Below are 17,727 nucleotides of genomic sequence, written 5' to 3' on the forward strand. Positions count from 1 at the left end.
ACCGGTTTTTTCGGATCGTCTAGTCGAGCTTGAACTGCGTAACCGCGCTCGCAAGGCTCACCGCCTGCGATTGCAATGCAGCTGCTGCTGCGGTCGACTGTTCGACGAGCGCGGCGTTCTGCTGAACCATTTCATCCAGCTGGCTCACCGCGCGGTTCACTTCCTGAATGCCGCGCGTCTGCTCATTGGCGGCTTGCGTGATTTCGGAAATGATCGTGGTCACGTTGGCGACGTTGCTCACGATCTCCGTCATCGTTTCGCCCGCCTGCCGCACCTGGCCTGAGCCTGAACTGACACTCGCGACCGTGGCTTCGATCAGCGCCTTGATTTCCTTGGCGGCTTGCGCGCTGCGTTGCGCGAGGCTGCGCACTTCGCCCGCCACGACCGCGAAGCCGCGACCCTGTTCGCCGGCGCGGGCAGCTTCAACCGCAGCGTTCAACGCAAGAATGTTGGTCTGGAAAGCAATGCCGTCGATCACGCCGATGATGTCGGAGATCTTCACCGACGCATGTTCGATCTCGCCCATCGTCGTAATCACTTCGGAGATCACCACGCCGCCGCGCGAAGCGACCTGCGATGCGGAAACCGCGGTCGTGTCGGCCTGCTTCGCGGCGCTCGCCGATTGGGTGACCGTGGACGTGATCTCTTCCATCGACGCGGCGGTTTCCTGCAAGCTCGCCGCAGCCGATTCAGTGCGTCCGGACAGATCGACGTTGCCTGCTGCAATTTCATTGGCGGCCACGCGCACCGACTCGCTCGCGTCGCGAATCTGACGCATCACGTGACTCAGTTTGTCGATGAATGTGTTGAACGATCGGGCGATCTGCGCGACTTCGTCGTTGCCGACGGCGGGCAGGCGTTGCGTCAGATCGCCTTCGCCGGAACCGATGTCGTCCATTGCATCGCGTACTTTCGACAGACGCTGGAACGAAACCGCGGTGACCGCCGCGACGATAGCCGCTGCAATGCCCGCAATCACGATCAGCGCGATCACGGACGCGGTCAGCAGCGAACGCATGCCGGCGGTTGCCTCCGCTTTGTCGAGCGCGACGACCACGTACCAGTTGGTGCCCGGAATGGATTGCGCGCGCAACAGTTTCGGGCTGCCGCTCACGTCCATCTGCAGCGGACGTTGCGCGCCAAAGAGCGCGGCGAGCTTGTCGGCCGCGAGTCCCGGCACCAGATCGGACACCGGCTTCAACGTGAGCTTTGGATCCGGGTGCGCGACGATATTGCCGCTCGCATCGATCAGCATGCCGAAGCTCGCGGGCGTCGGGTGGATCGATTTCACGTTGGCGATCACGCTGTCCATTGCGACGTCGCCGGACACCACGCCCTTCACCGCGCCGTCGCGTACCACGGGCGCGGCGAAGGCGACCACCAGCTTACCCGAGCCGACATCGACATAAGGCGGCGTTGCCACCGGCTTGCCTGCTGCCACGGCCTGCTTATACCAGGGCCGCCCGGTCGGATCGTAGTCGGCGGGAATGCCGGTCGGGTCGGAGAACTTTGCTGTCTTGTCAGCGTAGCCGACATAAACGTTGGTGAACTTGCCAGCGGTGGCGATCTGCTTGAGCGCCGGCGACGGGTCGGGTTGCAGAACTGCGTTCTGCAGCGAGTCGATCATCTGGCTGTTGGCGGCAACCCAGTCGCTGATACCGGCTGCATGGCCGCTCTCGACTGCCGTCAAACTGCTGTCGATGGCGTCGGCGTTGTACGAATTCGCGACCACATAATTAAGGACCGCATTGGCAGCAAGTGCGACCACGACGATAGCGACGCACAGCGCAACGATCCGCGCGCGAATGGATGTGAACATGGTGGAAGTCTTTCGGATGAGCATAGAGCCGTAGTGATTGAGGCGGGCGCCTCATACGCGGTTTACGGCTCTCGAACCGAAAGTCTTGAGCGCATGTGCGCTAGTGTCTTCACGCAGTGCATCGCGCGAATTCGTCTGAAGATAAGATTCAAATACGGCCAACGTGCACTACGATTTGAAAAAAACGGCCGCTGCGTTTTATCGCAGCGGCCGTTGTCATGCGTTGGTGTTCGCGCTCGTTCAGGCGCCCAGCGCGGGATCGCTCATGCTGCTCTTGCCCGTCTCCACGTGGCCCGCAAAACGGCGGGCAAACAGCGGGTCGGTGTCGACGGTAATCGCCAGGTCGTACCAGCCGTGCGCATTGCGAAGATCGAGGTAAAGCTCGTCCGTATCGCCGCCGCGCACCACACGTTTGATCGTGTGCTTCGGGTCGTACGCATTGACAATCGTGAACTTGCAATGCGCGCTGCCCACGTTTTCAAGGCGCAATTGCAGGTTGCCGTTCACGACGTCGTAGCCTTCGAGCACTTCGGGGCGCGCGATATCCGAGCCGTCCCACCAGCTGCGAGCAATCGGCCGGCCGGTGAAGCGGCGCAAGAAACCGTTCGGACCGTGCACGGTGAAGTCGTAAGTGCCGTCCGCATTCAGCGGGAACTGATCCTGCAGGCGCTTGCCAGCCTCGACTGTGTACGTGCGCGGCGCCTCGAGGCTGTTCGCGCGATAGACGAGAAACACCGCGCCCGCGCTGCCCGTATTGACGAAGCGCATGGTCAACGTTTTTTCGGCGCCTTCGCCATGCACTCGCACGAACATTTCATACGGCAGCGCGCGAGCCGGGCGCACGCCGGGTTCCTGGCGCGGGACTGCCTGGACCGCCGGCGGCAGCGGCACATAGTCCGGATGACGGTTCTGATCGGGCGGCACATAGCCGCTCGTGCTCGGCAACGTCGGGAAGGCGTCGTTCGGATTGCTGAAGTTGAAGGCCGACGTCAGGTCGCCACACACGGCGCGTCGCCACGGCGAGATGTTCGGCTCGCCGAGATTGTGCTGCTGGCCGAAGCGCTGTTCGATAAAGCGGATTACCGACGTATGGTCGAACACCTCCGAACAAACATAGCCGCCTTTGGACCACGGCGAGACGACGAGCATCGGCACGCGCGGGCCGAGGCCGTACGGCGCGGCAACGTTCTTTGCATCGCCGGGATAGATTTCGTTGACGGTGTCGACGGTGGAGAGGCCGTTCGCACTCGAACTCGGCGCACACGGCGGCACCATGTGGTCGAAAAAGCCGTCGTTCTCGTCGTAATTGATCAGGAGTACGGTCTTGCTCCACACCTCGGGATTCGACGTCAGGATCTGCAAGACCTGGTCGATGTACCACGCGCCGTAGTTCGCGGGCCAGTTCGGGTGCTCTGAATAGGCTTCCGGTGCGACGATCCACGAGACTTGCGGCAGCGCGTTGTTTTGCACATCGCGCTTGAGAATGTCGAAGTAACCGTCGCCCTTCAATGCATTCGTGCCGGTGCGCGCGTTCTCATACAGCGGGTTGCCCGGCTGAGCGTTGCGGTACTGGTTGAAGTAGAGCAGCGAGTTGTCGCCGTAGTTGCCGATGTAAGCGTTCTGAGTCCAGCCCCACGAGCCCTTGGCGTCGAGCCCGGTGCCGATGTCCTGATAGATCTTCCAGGAAATGCCTGCGTTTTGCAGCACTTCCGGATAGGTCGACCAGCCGTAGCCGAGTTCGGAATTGTCGATCACGGGACCGCCGCCGGTGCCGTCGTTGCCTACACCGCCTGCCCACATGTAGTAGCGGTTCGGGTCCGTCGGGCCCATCAGCGAGCAATGGTAGGCGTCGCAAATCGTGAAAGCGTCGGCGAGTTGATAGTGAAAAGGAATGTCCTCGCGCGTGAGGTAGGCCATGGTGGTCGAGCCTTTGGCGGGCACCCACTGATCGTAGCGGCCGCCGTTCCACGCGGCGTGCGTGCTATTCCAGTCGTGCGCGAGGTCCTGCAGGAACTGCAGTCCGAGGTTCGGCGCGCTCGGGCGGAACGGCAACACATATCCGAGATCCGCAGCAAGCGGTTGATACCACACCGGCTTGCCATTGGGCAGGTTGACCGCACGCGTGTCGCCGAAACCGCGCACACCCTTAAGCGTGCCGAAGTAGTGGTCGAACGAGCGGTTTTCCTGCATCAGCACCACGATGTGTTCGACGTCGCGGATCGTGCCGGTCTTGTTGTTCGCCGGAATGGCGAGCGCGTTGCGAATGCCTTGCGGCAGCATGCTCAGCGCGGTGACGGAACCGGCCGCGTGCGCGGCAGAGCGTAGAAAATCACGACGATTTTTTGAGGTCATGGTATGTGCTTTCGTGTCTTCAGTGGGAAAACGATCCACGCAGCGCGGCAGGCATGAGCGGCGCGTGAAGCGCGGGACTCAGTCAACGGTATGGATTACAGGTGTGGCGAGGGGCGTCGAAGCGGCGGCGGACAATGCCGGGTCGGCGCTTGATGCAGGTAGTGCTGGGCTTTGAATCGTGACGGCGGCAGGCGAGGGCGATGCAGAAAGAGGATTTGCCGACAGGACGGCGGTGCTGCTCTGATCGGTGGCATTCAGCGCGGAGCCGGCATTGCCCGCATCCGGCGCCTTGGCGTCGTCATTGCCGCAGGCGACGATCAGCGCGGAAAGCGGCAGCGCCACGAGCGCAGTGGCCAAACGTTTGCGATGCAAGGCACTGAACGGCTTCGACACATAGGACATAGCGATGTCTCCGGCACGGGGAACGCGCGGGCATCGGTGTGCCCAGGTCAGCGGTGCGAAGAGAATATCCGCTTACCTGTGTAAGTTTTGTGAAGTTTTGGAAATTTGGGGATTTGGTGACAAATGGGGATAGAGGCTGTCGCCTCGCCCGTTGCGTGCCGGCGAGCGGCAACCTGCCGCTACCGGTATCGCGACACGAACTCCGCGATTGCCTCGTTCAACCGGTCCGGCGCATCGCGGTGTGGCGAGTGTCCGCAAGCGTCGAGCTTGACGAGTTCCGCATGCGGCGCGTACTTGGGAATGGTGTCGATCTGAGCCATCGTGCCGTAGTTGTCGTCGTGGCCTTGTAGGGCGAGCAACGGCTTGCTGATCGTCGGAAGCTGCTGCGCAATCGACCAGTCGCCGAATGCGGGGTCCAGCCAGATATCGTTCCAGCCATAGAAAGCGGAATCGACGTCTGCGTGATAGCGGGCGAGCTTGTCGCGCAGGTCGGTGCTTTCGTAAAGCTGCTTTGTCTGCGCGATGCTTTGCACCGATAACTCTTCGACAAATACGTGCGGCGCGATGGCCACCGCGCCCGCCAGCGCGTCGGGATGCAACGCCGCGTAAAGCAATGCGATCGAGCCGCCGTCGCTGTGTCCAATGACCCACATGCGCCGCCGTTCCTGCAGGCCAATGCCGAGTTCGTCCAGCAGCGCGGGCAAAATATCGCGTGCCTGGTCGCTCATGAAGTCGACCGGCCATTTGACGTGGTGGGGGCGCGGTGTCGACAAACCATAACCGGGACGCGAGTAGACGAGTCCACGCATGCCGAGCCGCTCGCACAGCGATTGTGGCCAGTCGCGCCACATGGCGATCGAGCCGAGTCCTTCGTGAAGAAAGACGGCGATTGGCGCATGGCTCGTTGCGTTGCCCGTTGGTTCGGCGGCTTCACCGTTCAACCAGCGATATTCAATACGCAGCGGCCCGTGCGATGCCGTGGCGGGTAAATCGGCGAAATGGCTAGTGGGTGTTTCGACAGCGGCATTCTGCATGTATCACCTTATGACTGTTCGCGCAGTTTGAAGCGTTGAATTTTTCCGGTGGCGGTCTTCGGCAAGTCGTCGACGAACACGATATCGCGTGGATACTTGTGCGGCGCGAGCCGGTCTTTCACGAACGCCTTCAATTCGTCCACCAGTATCTCAGACGGTGAAAACTCGCGCTTCAATACGACGAACGCGCGCGTTTTCACAAGGCCGCCGTGATCGACACCGACCACGGCCGCTTCGAGCACTGCGTCATGCTGCACCAGCACCATTTCCACTTCGACCGGCGACACATACTGGCCACTGACTTTCAGCATGTCGTCGCTGCGGCCCGCATACACATAGCAGCCATTTGGCAGACGGCTGTACTTGTCGCCGCTGCGAATCCACTCGCCGAGAAAAGTGGCTCGCGTTTTTTCGCGGTTACACCAGTACATCAGCGCGGCACTCGGGCCTTTGATAAAGAGGTCGCCCACTTCGCCGTCGCCGACCGCGCGACCGCTGTCGTCGCGCAACTCCACTTCGTAACCCGGTACAGGGCGCCCCGTCGTGCCATATTCGACTGCGCCCGCGCGATTGGACAGGAAGATATGCAGCATCTCCGTCGAGCCGATGCCGTCGAGAATTTCGCAGCCGAAGTGCCGCGTAAAACGTTCGCCGATCTCGCGCGGCAATGCCTCGCCAGCGGACGTGCAAATGCGCATCGCGACATCGTCGCGCGCAGGCAGGTTCGGCGAAACGAGCATGCTCGCGTAAAGCGTCGGCACGCCATAGAAAACGGTCGGACGGTGGCGCGTGAGGCGGGAGAAAACGGCGTCGGCGGTGGGGCGCTCAGCCATCAGCACAGCAGTAGCGCCGACAGAAAGCGGGAAGGTCAGCGCGTTACCCAGCCCATAGGCAAAGAACAGCTTCGCCGCGGAGAACACCACATCGCTTTCGACAATGCCGAGTACCGGCTTTGCATATAACTCGGCGGTCCAGTAAAGATTCGCATGCGTGTGGACCGTGCCCTTCGGTTTTCCGGTCGAGCCCGATGAGTACAGCCAGAAGGCAATGTCGTCGCAACCTGTGGTGGCGGCTTTCAAGGCGGGCGTCGCGGCGTCGATCAGGTCTTCCAATACCGGCGCCGCGAGCGGCTCGCCTTCAGGTGCTGGCGCCGCCCGGTTGGAGACAATGAGCTGGCAGCCGTCGTGCTCGGCCGTCGCCATGGCTTGCGTGACGTTTGGGATCAGCGCGCTCGACGCAATGACCGCCCGCGCATGGCTATGCGTGAGCATGTACACGTAATCGGCCGGCGTGAGCAGCGTGTTTGCGACCACCGGAACCACGCCCGCATAGAGCGCGCCAAGAAAAGCGATGGGCAATGAGACGGTGTCGAGCATTACCAGCAGTACACGCTCTTCCGGATGCACGCCCAAACCGCGTAACGCGCTCGAAAAGCGCCGTGCGCGGTCTTCGAGTTCGCCGTAAGTCATGTGGCCGCTGTCGTCGATATAGGCGGTTTTCGCCGCGCGCGGCGCGTTCAACGCGAACAGATGAGCCGCGAAATTGAAGCGAGCGGGCGGCGGCTCGACCGTGACGACGGGCTGGCTTGCAGCCGGTTCGAACAGGGCTTCCATATGTCTCCTCCATCGAGTGGGGGCGGTCCGGCTGTTATGTGCTCATGATCCGCTGAATGTCTGCGTGCGCTACTGTGGGCGCTTCTTCGTCATGTGGTGTTCATCTTCAAGCCGTCATGCCGTGGGCAAATGGGTTAGCTGCGCAACTGCATCGATTGCCGTTGCCGACGCCTGAATTGCTGAACGCCGGTGATAGAAACCAAGCGCGCGGAGACCACCGAGTTCTTCACCGCCGCCCGCGCGTCCCGGTCCGCCGTGAAGCGACATCGGCATCACGTTGCCGTGGCCGGTCTGACTCTGCTCGACGGACGGCGAAACCGCATGCACGCGGCCATGCGAATCGGCGAGTTCAAGCGCAAGCCTGCCCAGGTGCGCGTCGTCGTTTGAATAGATCGATGCGACGAGCGATCCCTGTCCGCGCCGCGCGAGGTCGACCGCGTGCGCTTCGCGCAGTTCACCGGCACTGTCTGCGACGCGATATGGCGCCACACTCGCCACGGGTCCGAATACTTCGACATCGTGCAGCAGGGTTGCGTTATCCGGATCGTTGACGACGAACAGATGCGGCGCGATGCACGCAGCAACAGCCGCATCGGCGTCGATGAGCGGCGCGGCCGACCCGTCGTACGCGAGCACCGCTTCCTGACGCAACGCTGCAATGCCCGCCAGCACGTTCTCGTATTGCGCGCGGCTCACGAGCGATCCCATGCGCACGGCGTCGTTGCGCGGATTGCCCACGGTGATCTTCGCGAGCTTCGTTTTTAGCGCATCGACGACGGCATCAAGCGCCGTGTCGGGAACGAACGCGCGCCGGATCGCCGTGCATTTCTGCCCGGATTTCACGGTCATTTCCCGCACGACTTCCTTGATGAAAAGATCGAATGCGGGCGTGTCGGGGGTCGCATCCGCACACAGAATCGCGCTGTTCAGACTATCGGCTTCGACGTTGAGCCGCGCGCCGCGTACGACGAAAGCCGGGTGCGCGCGCAGCGATGCGGCCGTTTCAGCCGAGCCCGTGAAGGACACGACATCGAACGCCTGAACCTGGTCGAGCAACCCCGCAGAGCCGCCACAAATCACCGAGAGCGCGCCGCGTGGCAGGATGCCCGCGTCGACGACATCGGCGATCATGCGTTGCGTGAGCCACGCCGTCGCGGTCGCGGGCTTGACGATGACGGGCACGCCGGAAAGCAACGCAGGGGCCGCTTTTTCCCACAAGCCCCACGACGGAAAGTTGAATGCATTGATAAAGAGCGCGACGCCGCGCGTTGGCGTGAGCACGTGCTGCACGCTGAACGATTGATCCTTGCTCAATGCGCTCGCGTTGCCGTCGCGCAGCGCATGCACATTGCCGAGCGATGCTCCTAACCTGGCGTAGTACGACAGCGTGAAAATGCCGCCGTCGATATCGACCGCTGAATCGTTGCGCGTCGTGCCGGAGTTCGCGAGAGCGATCGCATAGTAGTCCTCGCGCTTCGACTGAAGGAGCTTGACCACATCGGCGAGACGCGCGGCGCGCTCGGCATAGGTCAGCGCGCGCAGGGACGCGCCGGCTTCATCGCGCGCAAAGCGGAATGCGTGTGACAGATCCAGTCCTTCGCTGGACACGCGCACGAGCGCTTCTCCCGTTACCGGATCGGTCAGCGTGTGTCCGTCTCCGGTTCCCGCGACCCATTCGCCCGCTACGTGGTTCTTCAACAGTTCGATCATGACGGCACTCACGCAGCGGTGAATTCGATTGCGCCTTGCGGCAGGAGATACAGCACGAGCGCCCCGCCGTTCGCCACCGTGGGGCGATGCGCGGAGCCTGCCGGATAGACGCACCAGCCGGCAGGATGACCGTCGAAAGTCGCGCCTTCTGTCAGCGGCATGATGAGATCGATCTCGCCGTGCGGATGAACATGATGCGGGCCGGCAATGTCCTTCATGTCGACCACGTCGACGGAAAAGCCGTGGGTGTCGGGCAGCGCTTTGAAGATGCGCCCGTAACGGATGCCGCCGCCCTCGCGGTTGCACAGCCAGCCTTCAGCGGCTCCCGCGCGGCATGCAGCGGCGAGATCGCGAAATGTCTGGCTGTCTGCGGGATACGTGCTGTTGAGCCAGTCTGCGAGTTCGGCGTTCAGCGGCCGGCCCGCGAGTTGCGCTGTCACGCCGGCTATCAGGCGCTGGAAATCGGATGGGGACATGCGGGCCTCCAGACTGTGCGCACGCACGTTAATGCATGTGACGCGCTGCGCGGTCTCCGTAATGCCGCTCGAAGAATCGCGGCGAGCTTGGTATGCGATCAATGTTCGGCGAAAATTAACCGTTCACTAAGCGTGTGTCAAGCACTATAGTACATGTATGGCTGGATCTAGGTAGAAAACATGAACCGAAATAACGTTGCTTCATCGTCCGACTCGCCTTCTGACTCGCCGTCTGACTCGCCATCCGATTCGCCGTCGATCGAAACCGTCGGCGAGGAGAGCGCTCGCGGCGAGCGCACCGGCGAACGCGAAGAGCGCGACCCGTTTCTGACCGCGATGGGCGAGCGAGTGCGCCTGCTGCGCGCACGTCGCGGCATGACGCGCAAGACACTGGCTGCTGAAACCGGCTTGTCGGAGCGGCATCTCGCGAATCTGGAATCGGGCGTCGGCAATGCGTCGGTGCTGGTGTTGCGGCAGATCGCGGCCACGTTGAACTGCCCGCTGGCCGAGGTGATCGGCGACGAAACGACTGCGTCCGCCGAATGGTTGTTGATCCGCGAACTGCTGCACGGGCGCGACCAGGCCGCGTTGCAGCGCGCGCGCGTGGCACTTGCCGAGATGTTCGCGCAGGCGCCGCGCGACCCGCATCGCAAGGACCGGATTGCGCTGATCGGACTGCGCGGCGCCGGAAAATCGACGCTCGGGCGCATGCTCGCGCAGGAGCGCAAGGTTCCGTTCGTCGAACTGACGCGGGTGATCGAGCAACTGGCGGGCTGCCCGCCGGCGGAAATCCATTCCCTATATGGCGCGAGCGCTTACAGGCGGTACGAACACCGTGCGCTCGAAGCGGTGATTCAGGAGCACGAACGTGCGGTGATCGCGTCGCCGGGCGGGCTGGTGTCCGAGTCCGGCACGTTCAACGCGCTGCTGTCGCATTGCTTCACCGTGTGGCTGCAGGCCGCGCCGGAAGAGCACATGCGCCGGGTCGTCGCGCAGGGCGATTTGCGCCCCATGTCGGGCAACAAGGAGGCGATGGACGACCTGAAGCGCATTCTGGCCGGCCGCAGCGAGTTGTATGGCCGCGCGGATATGACCTTCGACACGAGCGAGAAAACCTTGGCGGACGCTTATCTGCAACTGCGAGACCGCCTTGCAGCGCGGCTCGCAGCCGAATCGCCCGATGAGGCACGCGCTGTCTGACATGCACTGACGGATCAGGGAAACACCTTAATATGCATTAAAGTGCTTTACATGGGTTGGACGGTGCACTATTGTTCTAGAAACAACTTGCATCGTCCAGTCAGGAGACGCCCATGTCCACAGCAGAAGCCGCGATTGCGCCGGTCGACTACCGCACCGATCCCTCGCAGTACAAGCATTGGAAGCTGAGCTTCAACGGCCCGGTAGCGACGCTCGGCATCGACATCGCGGAAGACGGCGGCATTCGCGACGGCTATAAGCTCAAACTGAATTCGTATGACCTCGGCGTGGATATCGAACTGCACGACGCCATTCAGCGAATCCGCTTCGAGCACCCGGAAGTCAAAACCGTCGTGTTGACGAGCCTCAAGGACCGTGTGTTCTGCTCGGGCGCCAACATCTTCATGCTCGGCCTTTCGTCGCACGCGTGGAAGGTTAACTTCTGCAAGTTCACGAACGAAACGCGTAACGGACTGGAAGACTCGTCGCGTCATTCGGGCCTCAAGTTTCTTGCGGCGGTGAACGGAGCCTGCGCGGGCGGCGGTTATGAACTTGCGCTTGCGTGTGACGAGATCTATCTGGTGGACGACCGCTCTTCGTCGGTGTCGTTGCCGGAAGTGCCGTTGCTCGGCGTGCTGCCCGGCACGGGCGGTCTCACGCGAGTCACTGACAAACGCAAGGTGCGCCATGACCGCGCCGACATTTTCTGCACCGTGGTCGAAGGTATTCGCGGCGAGCGGGCAAAAGCGTGGCGTCTCGTGGACGAGGTCGTCAAACCGAACCAGTTCGACCAGGCCATTCAGGCCCGCGCGCTCGAACTCGCCGCGCAGAGCGATCGTCCTTCGGCCGCGCAAGGTGTGATGCTCACGCGCATCGAGCGTACGGACCGCGACGACGGACTCACGTATAAAACGCTAGACGTCACGATCGATCGCGCTAAACGCATTGCGACATTCACCGCAAAAGCGCCGCAAACGGAACAGCCCACAAATATCGACGCGATCGTCGCAGCGGGCGCGAACTGGTGGCCGTTGCAATTCGCTCGCGAACTCGACGACGCCATCCTGTCGATGCGCACCAACGAGCTTGAAGTCGGCACGTGGATATTCCGAACCGAAGGCGACGCGCGCAACGTGCTCGCCGCCGACGCCGTGTTGATGCAGCACAAGGACCACTGGTTCGTACGCGAGACGATTGGCATGTTGCGCCGCACGCTCGCGCGCATCGACGTTTCGTCGCGTTCGTTATTCGCGTTGATCGAACCGGGCTCCTGCTTTGCCGGCACGTTCGCCGAACTCGCTTTTGCAGCGGATCGCTCGTATATGGCCGCGTTGCCGGGCAATGAGGAAGAGGAGCCGGCCATCACGCTGTCGGAAGCGAACTTCGGTCTTTATCCGATGGTTACCCGCCAGTCACGGCTTGCACGCCGCTTCTATGAAGAAGCGGCGCCGCTCGACGCGGTGCGTTCGCTGATCGGACAGTCGGTCAAGCCGGTCGAGGCCGAGCGTTTGGGACTTGTCACGGCAGCGCCGGATGACATCGATTGGGCCGATGAAATTCGGATCGCACTCGAAGAACGCGCGGCAATGTCTCCCGATGCGCTGACCGGACTCGAAGCGAACCTGCGTTTCAACGGCCCCGAAACAATGGAAACGCGCATTTTTGGCCGTCTCACCGCGTGGCAGAACTGGATCTTCAACCGGCCGAACGCAGTGGGCGAGAAGGGTGCGCTCAAGGTGTACGGCAAGGGCAGCAAGGCGCAATTCGACGTATCGCGCGTTTGACGCACGAGCGCGATACGACGCCCGCTTCCCGGTACGCCTCTCACCTTCCGCATTGCAAGGAACGACCATGTCAACGATCAACTACAGCGAAAAGATTCCGAACAACGTCAACCTCGCCGACGACCGCGCGCTGCAGCGCGCGCTCGAGCAGTGGCAGCCGAACTTCCTGTCGTGGTGGGGCGATATGGGCCCGGAAGGCTCGCACGGCTACGACGTGTATCTGCGTACTGCGGTGAGCGTGGATGCGGGAGGCTGGGCGCATTTCGATCATGTGAAGATGCCGGACTATCGTTGGGGCATCTTTCTGACCCCAGGCGACCAGGACCGCAAGATTCACTTCGGCGAACATAAGGGCGAAGCCGCATGGCAGGACGTGCCCGGCGAGCACCGCGCCAATCTGCGCCGTATCATCGTGACGCAAGGCGATACGGAGCCCGCTTCCGTCGAGCAGCAACGACACCTCGGCTTGACCGCGCCTTCCATGTACGACTTGCGCAACCTGTTTCAGGTCAACGTGGAAGAAGGCCGCCATCTGTGGGCCATGGTGTACCTGCTGCACCGCTACTTCGGCCGCGACGGTCGTGAGGAAGCCGAAGCATTACTCGGGCGACGTTCCGGCGACGACGACAATCCTCGCATTCTCGGTGCGTTCAATGAGAAAACGCCGGATTGGCTCGCGTTCTATATGTTCACGTACTTCACTGATCGCGACGGCAAGTTCCAATTGTCCGCACTCGCGGAGTCGGGCTTCGACCCGCTCGCGCGCACCACAAAGTTCATGTTGACCGAAGAGGCGCACCATATGTTCGTCGGCGAATCGGGCGTTTCGCGCGTGATTCAGCGGACTGCTCAGGTGATGAACGAACTCGGCACCGACGACGTCGCCAGGATTCGCGCGGCCGGCGTGATCGACTTGCCGACCATTCAGCGCTATCTGAACTTCCATTACTCGGTGACGATCGACCTGTTCGGCGCGGACCATTCGTCGAATGCGGCCACGTTCTATAGCTCGGGCCTGAAGGGCCGCTATGAAGAGGGCAAGCGCGACGACGATCATCAATTGAACGGACAGAGCTACAAGCTGCTGGATGTGCAGGACGGCAAGCTCGTGGAACGCGAAGTGCCCATGCTCAATGCGATGAACGAAGTTCTGCGCGACGACTACATCAAGGACTCGGTTGCGGGTGTAGGACGCTGGAACAAGGTGCTCGAAAAGGCCGGCATAGACTTTCGCATGACGGTGCCGCACAAGGCGTTCAACCGGCAGATCGGCACCTTTGCGGGCACACGCGTGTCGCCCGACGGCCGCGTGATTGGCGAAGCGGAGTGGGCCGCAAACGAAGCGAAGTGGCTTGCTACACCGGAAGACCGCGCATTCGTTGCTTCGCTGATGGGTCGCGTCTCGGAGCCCGGCAAATTCGCGAACTGGATTGCGCCGCCTGCGATGGGCGTGAACCGTCAGCCGGTCGATTTCGAATACGTGCGCTTTAACTGAACGCCGGTTTCGCAAAACGCGGGAGTTGCTGAAGTTGCATGAAGCGCGCGTGGCAAGCTTGCACGGCACAATATGGTGGAGGAAGTCATGAACGGCCCAGTGTCGATCGAGGTTCTCAGGCAGCATCTGATCGATCCGGAAATCTGCATTCGCTGCAATACGTGCGAAGAGACCTGTCCGATCGACGCGATCACGCACGACGAAAACAACTACGTCGTGAAAGCGGATGTCTGCAACGGCTGCATGGCGTGCGTGCCGCCTTGTCCGACCGGCGCGATCGACAACTGGCGTACCGTATTGAAGGCCGACGCATATCCGGTCGAAGAACAATTCACGTGGGACGTCTTGCCGGAGCAGAACACAATGGCCGCGCCCGCAGTGGAGGAATCGCCCGCGGCGGACACTACCGGCGATGCAGTGGCGAACGCGAGCGGCATTGAAGTAGACACCGTGCGCGGGTCGGTCGTGCCGCCGTGGTCCGCCGCGAAGCCTTACGTCAATCTGTACACACACAAGACACCGACTACGGCGACTGTGGTCGGCAACTACCGGCTTACCGACGCATCGACGGAAAGCGACATACATCACATCGTGCTGGATTTTGGAACGATGCCGTTTCCGGTGCTCGAAGGTCAATCGATCGGCATTCTTCCGCCCGGCGCGACCGGCGACGGGCGCGTGCACCACGCGCGCCAATATTCGATCGCCAGCCCGCGCGACGGCGAGCGCCCCGGCTACAACAACGTTTCGCTGACGGTGAAGCGCGTCGCACAACGGCATGGCGATTCGATCGACGGAGTCTGCTCGAACTATCTGTGCGATCTGAAAAAGGGCGACGTGGTCACGGTGATCGGCCCGTTCGGCAGCACGTTTCTGATGCCGAACCATCCGAATTCGCATCTTCTGATGATCTGCACGGGCACCGGTTCGGCCCCGATGCGCGCAATGACGGAATATCGCCGGCGCCGTCGCCTGAAGGGAGCAACGGGCAAGCTGATGCTGTTCTTCGGTGCTCGTACCAAAGAGGAATTGCCATACTTCGGACCGCTAACTAATCTGCCGAAAGATTTCATCGACACCAATCTCGCATTCTCGCGCACGCCGGGGCAGCCCAAGCGCTACGTGCAGGACGCGATGCGCGAACGCGCGGTCGACGTTGCGCAGATGCTCAAGGACGACAATACGCATATCTATGTATGCGGGCTAAAGGGCATGGAAGACGGCGTGCTGCAAGCGCTGAAGGAGATCGGCGAGCAGCATCAGCTGGATTGGGAAGCGCTGTGGGCAAAGCTGAAGAAAGAAGGGCGCCTGCATCTGGAAACGTATTGATCCGGCCGCGCCAGAAACCGCTACCGCGAAGCGTCACCGGCCTGGCGCCCGTTGTGCCGGCGACACTGCCCCGCACGCGCGAATGACCAGCTGCACGACTTCTTCGGTCGTCGCCTCGAACGACTTTTGCGTCATCGCGCGCTTGCCTTTCAGCGCGCGAATCTGTGCGTCGAAGTCGGCATAGTGCTGGGTCGTCGCCCAGATCATATACATCAGCGTGCGCGCATCGACAGGCGCGAGCAGGCCTCGTGAGATCCAGTCGTCGATTACTTTTACACGGCTGTCGAGCCATGGCTTGACGCGCCCCGTGAGAATGTCTTCCATATGCACGGCGCCGTGAATGATCTCGCTCGCCCACACTTTCGAGCCGAGCGGACGCCGCCGCGACAATTCCATTTTCGCGCGCACATATCCGCCGATTGCCTCCACCGGATCGTCGCTGCATTCGAATGTATCGGCTGCGCGGTACCAGTCTTCGAACAGGTCTTCGAGCACACGCCGGTAAAGCGCAAGCTTGGTCGGGAAGTAGTAATGCACGTTGGCTTTCGGTAAGCCCGCGCGTTCGGCGATCATCGCGGTGCTCGCGCCGTCGAGTCCGCGTTCCGCGAAGACCGCTTCCGCACAAGCCAGAAGATGCGCTTCGTTCGACTCGCGAATGTGCGCCTTGCGCCGCCGCAAAGGCGCGCGCGTTTCGTCGTTTTCCGTGATGCCCCCAGCCACGTCGTCGTCTCTCATGTTCGCCTTCGGCAGCATGGGTGCCGCGTCGCGCTTCATTCTAGTCGCTCGACGCACTGCTGATCTACGTATTTTGAAAGCCGCTTTCCGCGCTGCTGCAATGCAATGGCACGCTTCTCGCTCTTGGTTTGCACGTGCGAAAAGCATTGATTTGGCGGAGTTAATCGTCTACAACCTGTCCAACTGGACAGGATTGAGAAAGCGGGACATGCACCAGGGTTAGCCCTCGCTATGAGAAGCAACCAGGCGCATGGAACCTGCACCGCAGCCGTGCGGAGACGCCCCAAAAGCCGCCGCCCATGCACCAGTTTCATGTCGGTTCACCGGAAGGAGCGAGACGAATGAACGCGGTATCCGAAGCGCTAAAGCGGGCAGAGCCCGCTACGTCGATCAGGATCGACGGCAAGCGGCTGTGGGACAGCCTGATGACGATGGCAAAGATCGGCGCAACGCCTAAAGGCGGCGTATGCCGCCTCGCGCTGACCGACCTCGACAAGGAAGGGCGAGACCTGATCGTTAGCTGGGCGAAGGAAGCCGGCTGCACAGTCAGTGTCGATCAGATGGGCAACGTGTTCATGCGCCGCGCGGGACGCAATCCCGATGCGCTGCCTGTGATGACCGGCTCGCATGCGGACTCGCAGCCGACTGGCGGGCGCTTCGACGGCATTTACGGGGTGCTGGGCGGTCTCGAAGTGATTCGGAGTCTGAACGATCACGGCATCGAGACCGAGCATCCTGTCGAAGTCGTGATCTGGACCAACGAGGAAGGCTCGCGTTTTGCGCCGGCCATGGTTGCGTCCGGCGTGTTCGCAGGCGTGTTCTCGCTCGAATACGGTTTGTCGCGCAAAGACGTAGATGGCAAGACGATCGGCGAGGAACTGCAGCGCATCGGCTATGCGGGCGATGTGCCGTGCGGCGGTCGCCGATTGCATGCGGCGTTCGAACTGCATATCGAGCAGGGGCCGATTCTCGAAGCCGAGCAGAAAACCATTGGCGTGGTCACGGACGCGCAAGGTCAGCGCTGGTACGAAATCACGCTGACGGGACAGGAGGCGCACGCGGGTCCGACGCCGATGCCTCGCCGGCGCGATGCACTGCTCGGCGCCGCGCGAGTAGTCGACCTCGTCAATCGCATCGGGCTGGATAACGCGCCGCTCGCATGCGCGACGGTCGGCATGATGCAGGTCTATCCGAACTCGCGCAATGTGATTCCTGGGCGAGTGTTCTTTACCGTCGACTTCCGGCATCCGGACAACGCCGTGCTGGCGAAGATGGATGCCGCGTTGCGCGAAGGCGTGGCGCAGATCGCGAGCGGCATCGGTCTCGAAACCGAACTCGAACAGATCTTTTACTACGAGCCCGTTGCGTTCGACGAAGCTTGCGTGAAGTCGGTGCGCGCAGCGGCCGAGCGCTTCGGTTACTCGCATCGCAACATGGTGTCCGGCGCGGGTCACGACGCCTGTTATCTCGCGCAAGTCGCGCCCACTTCAATGGTGTTCGTGCCGTGCGTCGACGGGATCAGCCATAACGAAATCGAGGACGCCTTCTTCGAATGGATCGAAGCCGGCGCGAACGTGTTGCTCCATGCGATGCTGGAGCGTGCGTGCGAGCCGGTTTCATAGTTCGCCGATCAATGCGGCTTGCGAGCGCCGTCCTGGCTTCTGGTCGCGAGCCGGATTACCTGCTTTAACGGCTTCACCGTAGCGCCAGAAAAACATGCCGTGCAGGCTTCGCTCACGCGAGAGCCGACAGGTGCGGCTGCGTCCTCAAATCGACAG

The 17,727-nt window shown here is 61.9% G+C and carries 13 protein-coding genes; 5 read left to right on the forward strand and 8 right to left on the reverse strand.

The annotated features are described in order from the left end of the window. Nucleotides 1–19: 19 nt before the first annotated feature. The 7 genes from SB753_RS07200 to SB753_RS07230 form a co-directional block, all read right to left on the reverse strand. Nucleotides 20–1,819 carry a methyl-accepting chemotaxis protein gene (locus tag SB753_RS07200; protein WP_410799760.1) on the reverse strand — a complete coding sequence of 600 codons (1,800 nt, stop codon included), beginning with the start codon at nt 1,817–1,819 and terminating at the stop codon, nt 20–22. 240 nt (nt 1,820–2,059) lie between these two features. Continuing rightward, a complete protein-coding gene (locus SB753_RS07205) occupies nt 2,060–4,171 on the reverse strand; it encodes a phosphocholine-specific phospholipase C (protein WP_204520485.1) in 2,112 nt (703 codons plus the stop codon). Nucleotides 4,172–4,249: 78 nt separating this feature from the next. Beyond that, entirely contained in the window at nt 4,250–4,573 is a 324-nt protein-coding gene (locus SB753_RS07210) for a hypothetical protein (RefSeq protein WP_410799762.1), read from the reverse strand. 179 nt (nt 4,574–4,752) lie between these two features. Further along, nucleotides 4,753–5,607 (reverse strand): alpha/beta fold hydrolase, encoded by an 855-nt coding sequence (locus tag SB753_RS07215; protein ID WP_410799764.1) that lies wholly within the window; start codon nt 5,605–5,607, stop codon nt 4,753–4,755. Nucleotides 5,608–5,615: 8 nt separating this feature from the next. Further along, nucleotides 5,616–7,220 (reverse strand): benzoate-CoA ligase family protein, encoded by a 1,605-nt coding sequence (locus tag SB753_RS07220; RefSeq protein WP_204520487.1) that lies wholly within the window; start codon nt 7,218–7,220, stop codon nt 5,616–5,618. Nucleotides 7,221–7,334: 114 nt separating this feature from the next. Beyond that, nucleotides 7,335–8,930, reverse strand: coding sequence for a 3,4-dehydroadipyl-CoA semialdehyde dehydrogenase (locus SB753_RS07225; RefSeq protein ID WP_410799765.1), 1,596 nt, complete (start codon nt 8,928–8,930; stop codon nt 7,335–7,337). A gap of 8 nt (nt 8,931–8,938) precedes the next feature. Beyond that, the gene (locus SB753_RS07230) at nt 8,939–9,406 is read right to left on the reverse strand and encodes a DUF4863 family protein (RefSeq protein ID WP_410799767.1); all 468 of its coding nucleotides are present in this window, start codon (nt 9,404–9,406) and stop codon (nt 8,939–8,941) included. Between the two features lie 180 nt (nt 9,407–9,586). Between SB753_RS07230 and SB753_RS07235 the strand changes: the two genes are divergently transcribed. The 4 genes from SB753_RS07235 (at nt 9,587) to boxA (ending at nt 15,214) form a co-directional block, all read left to right on the forward strand. Then, nucleotides 9,587–10,606, forward strand: a complete 1,020-nt coding sequence (locus tag SB753_RS07235; protein ID WP_410799769.1) for a helix-turn-helix transcriptional regulator — start codon at nt 9,587–9,589, stop codon at nt 10,604–10,606. A gap of 113 nt (nt 10,607–10,719) precedes the next feature. Further along, on the forward strand, nt 10,720–12,390 hold the full coding sequence (gene boxC / locus SB753_RS07240; protein ID WP_410799771.1) for a 2,3-epoxybenzoyl-CoA dihydrolase: 1,671 nt from the start codon (nt 10,720–10,722) through the stop codon (nt 12,388–12,390). Nucleotides 12,391–12,457: 67 nt separating this feature from the next. Then, nucleotides 12,458–13,885 carry a benzoyl-CoA 2,3-epoxidase subunit BoxB gene (boxB, locus tag SB753_RS07245; protein ID WP_410799773.1) on the forward strand — a complete coding sequence of 476 codons (1,428 nt, stop codon included), beginning with the start codon at nt 12,458–12,460 and terminating at the stop codon, nt 13,883–13,885. 87 nt (nt 13,886–13,972) lie between these two features. After that, entirely contained in the window at nt 13,973–15,214 is a 1,242-nt protein-coding gene (gene boxA, locus SB753_RS07250) for a benzoyl-CoA 2,3-epoxidase subunit BoxA (protein WP_408414208.1), read from the forward strand. 33 nt (nt 15,215–15,247) lie between these two features. Here boxA and SB753_RS07255 read toward each other — a convergent pair whose 3' ends face one another. Continuing rightward, on the reverse strand, nt 15,248–15,988 hold the full coding sequence (locus SB753_RS07255) for a TetR/AcrR family transcriptional regulator (protein ID WP_410799775.1): 741 nt from the start codon (nt 15,986–15,988) through the stop codon (nt 15,248–15,250). 302 nt (nt 15,989–16,290) lie between these two features. On the opposite strand from SB753_RS07255, the gene SB753_RS07260 reads away from it, so the two are divergent. After that, the gene (locus tag SB753_RS07260; RefSeq protein WP_410799777.1) at nt 16,291–17,571 is read left to right on the forward strand and encodes a Zn-dependent hydrolase; all 1,281 of its coding nucleotides are present in this window, start codon (nt 16,291–16,293) and stop codon (nt 17,569–17,571) included. The last annotated feature ends 156 nt before the right edge of the window (nt 17,572–17,727 follow it).

This window comes from Paraburkholderia sp. SIMBA_053, from assembly GCF_046534895.1.
GTDB lineage: Bacteria > Pseudomonadota > Gammaproteobacteria > Burkholderiales > Burkholderiaceae > Paraburkholderia > Paraburkholderia caledonica.